Origin of the sequence: Streptomyces sp. AC512_CC834 (assembly GCF_019049325.1) — a bacterium.
GTDB lineage: Bacteria > Actinomycetota > Actinomycetes > Streptomycetales > Streptomycetaceae > Streptomyces.
This window is the reverse complement of record NZ_JAGMUO010000104.1, coordinates 47934-48251: the sequence shown is the minus strand read 5'-3', so window position 1 is coordinate 48251 and position 318 is coordinate 47934. Positions and strand designations below refer to the sequence as shown.

Genomic DNA, 318 nt, shown 5'->3' with positions numbered 1-318 from the left:
GCGGGGCGGTGCAGGGGCTCGTCCGGGAGGTTGGTGGTCAGGGCGTGGCGTACGCCGCTGGGGAGGACGTCCCGCTCCAGCCAGGCGGCGACGCCGGGTACCAGGTGGGCCGTGTCGGTGGCGGAGAGCAGCAGGCGGGAGTCGTGTCGGCGCAGGTCGGTGAGGAGGTCGACGGCGGCTTGGAGGAGCCCGGGGACCTTGCAGCCGGGCTGCGGTACGGCGGGCAGCGCCTTGCGTCCCGCCGTACGGCGCGGGTGGGGCGTGCGCTGCGGTCCCGTGGCGTCGGGTTGCGCCGGGCCCGTGGGTCGGGCGGTGCAG

At 77.4% G+C, this 318-nt stretch carries 1 pseudogene; it reads right to left on the bottom strand.

Annotation, left to right across the window (positions count from 1 at the left end):
• Window positions 1-318 (bottom strand): annotated as a pseudogene (locus KUM40_RS33785) (helix-turn-helix domain-containing protein); the annotation flags it as partial.